A 2,667-nucleotide genomic window follows, 5' to 3' on the forward strand; every position below is an offset into this window, starting at 1 on the left:
GGCTTCATCAGCTCGGCCGAGCTGGAGCGCCGCGACACCGCGCTGAAATCCGCCCAGGCGCAATTCGACCAGGCGCGCGCGCAGGCCGGCGTGCAGGGCAACCAGGCGGCCTATGCGGCGCTGGTGGCCGATTCCAACGGCGTGATCACCGGCGTCGACGCCGAGCCCGGCATGGTGGTGGCCGCCGGCACGTCGGTCGTGCGCCTCGCGCAGGACGGCCCGCGCGATGTGGTGTTCTCGGTGCCCGAGGATCATGTCAGCGACCTGCGGGCGCTCGCCCGCAAGCCCGGCGCCTTGAAGGTGAAGCTGTGGGGCAGCAATGACGCGGTGTCCGCGTCGATCCGCGAGGTCGCCGCCGCCGCCGATGCCGCGACCCGCACGTTCCAGATCAAGGCCGACATCGGCGAGCTGCCGGCACGCCTCGGCCAGACCGCCACCGTGCTGATCGAGCTGCCGCAGCAATCGAACGTGGTGCGCCTGCCGCTGTCGGCCGTCACCGAGCTGCAGGGCCGCACCTCGGTGTGGCTGGTCGACAAGAACGCGCAGGGCGTGCTCAGCGTCAAGGCGCAGCCGATCCAGGTGGCCGGTGCCGACGGCAACACCGTGGTGGTGGCCGCCGGCCTCGCGCCGGGGCAGGTGGTGGTGACGGCCGGCGTGCACGTGCTGTCGCCCGGCCAGCAGGTGAAGATGTACATCGAGCCGACCGCGCAGAACGGCAACCCGGCTGCGATGGCGCCCGCCAGCGCGGCGTCCCGCTAAGCCCAGCGCCCGAGGCACCGCATGAGCAGCCCCCAAGACAACCACGACGGCCAGCACGACGACGTGCCGACCTCGCGTTTCAACATCTCCCGCTGGGCCCTCGAACACCAGCCGCTGACGCGCTACCTGATGGTGGTGCTGATGCTGCTGGGCTTCGTCGCCTACTTCCAGCTGGGCCAGGACGAAGATCCGCCGTTCACCTTCCGCGCGATGGTGGTGCAGGCCTTCTGGCCGGGTGCCACCGCGCAGCAGATGGCCGAGCAGGTCACCGACAAGATCGAGAAGACGCTGCAGGAAGCGCCGTACGCCGACAAGATCCGCAGCTACACGAAGCCGGGCGAGTCGCTGACCATCTTCCAGATCAAGGACAGCTCGCCGCCGAAGGAAGTCAACAACGTCTGGTACCAGACGCGCAAGAAGATCGGCGACATGCGCTCGACGTTGCCGTCGGGCGTGATCGGGCCGGTGTTCAACGACGAGTTCGGCGATGTCTACGGCTCGATCTTCGCGCTGTCGGCCGACGGCTTCACCTATGAAGAATTGCGCCAGCGAGCCGAGGAAACGCGCCAGAAGCTGCTGAAGGTGCCCGACGTCGCCAAGGTGCAGGTGTTCGGCGCGCAGCCCGAGAAGATCTTCATCGAGATCTCGCAGAAGCGCCTCGCGTCGATGGGGCTCGACTTCAACCAGGTGATCGCCCAGCTCGGCGCGCAGAACGCGGTCGAGGGCGCCGGCGTGCTGAATGCCGGCAGCGACAACCTGCAGGTGCGCGTGGGCGGCCAGTTCAACTCGGTCGAGGAGCTGGCGGCCTTCCCGATCCGCGCCACCAACGCGAGCACCGGCGCGGCCAGCACGCTGCGCCTGTCCGACATCGCGACCATCAAGCGCGACTACGTCGATCCGCCGGCCGTCAAGGTGCGCCACCAGGGCAAGGAAGTGATCGCGCTCGGCATCTCGATGGCCAAGGGCGGCGACATCATCGAACTGGGCAAGCAGCTCAAGCAGCGCGTCGCGGCGATCCAGAAGGAGCTGCCGATCGGCATCGAGCTGTCGCAGATCCAGGACCAGCCGTCGGCCGTGACCAAGTCGGTGGGCGAGTTCGTGCACGTGCTGATCGAGGCGGTGGTGGTGGTGCTGGCCGTCAGCTTCATCAGCCTGGGCCTGCACACGAAGCCGCTGCGCATCGACGTGTGGCCGGGCCTGGTGGTGGGCATCACGATCCCGCTGGTGCTCGCGATCACCTTCGTCACGATGTTCTACTGGGGTGTCGGGCTGCACAAGATCTCGCTGGGCTCGCTGATCATCGCGCTCGGGCTGCTCGTCGACGACGCGATCATCTCGGTGGAAATGATGGTGCGCAAGCTCGAAGAGGGCTACGACAAGATGCGCGCCGCGACCTTCGCCTACGACGTGACCGCGATGCCGATGCTGACCGGCACGCTGATCACCGCGACCGGCTTCCTGCCGATCGGCATGGCACGCTCGACGGTGGGCGAATACACGTTCGCGATCTTCGCGGTGACCACCGCGGCGCTGCTGATCTCGTGGGTGGTGTCGGTGTACTTCGTGCCGTACCTCGGCGCCAAGCTGCTGCACAGCAAGAGCAAGATGCACGAGGGCGAGCAGCACCATGAGCTGTTCGACACGCCGTTCTACACGCGCTTCCGGCGCGCGGTGAACTGGTGCGTGAAGCACCGCTGGATCACGATCGGCCTGACCATCGGCACCTTCGTGCTGGGCCTGGCCGGCATGGGCAAGGTGCAGCAGCAGTTCTTCCCCGATTCGAGCCGCCCGGAGATCCTGGTCGACCTGTGGCTGCCCGAAGGCGCGACCATCCAGTCGAGCGAGGAGCTGGCCAAGCGCTTCGAGGCGCGCATGCTGAAGGAGCCGGGCGTGGTCGACGTGTCGATC

General features: G+C 67.7%; 2 protein-coding genes. Both read left to right on the forward strand.

Annotated elements, in window-relative coordinates:
- Nucleotides 1-759 (forward strand): efflux RND transporter periplasmic adaptor subunit (locus AC1D01_RS29120; RefSeq protein WP_477872624.1); only part of this gene is annotated, 759 nt, incomplete at its 5' end.
- 21 nt (nucleotides 760-780) lie between these two features.
- On the forward strand, nucleotides 781-2,667 hold a 1,887-nt coding region (locus AC1D01_RS29125; protein WP_477872626.1), incomplete at its 3' end, for an efflux RND transporter permease subunit.

This window comes from Rhizobacter sp. P3_B12, assembly GCF_056402895.1.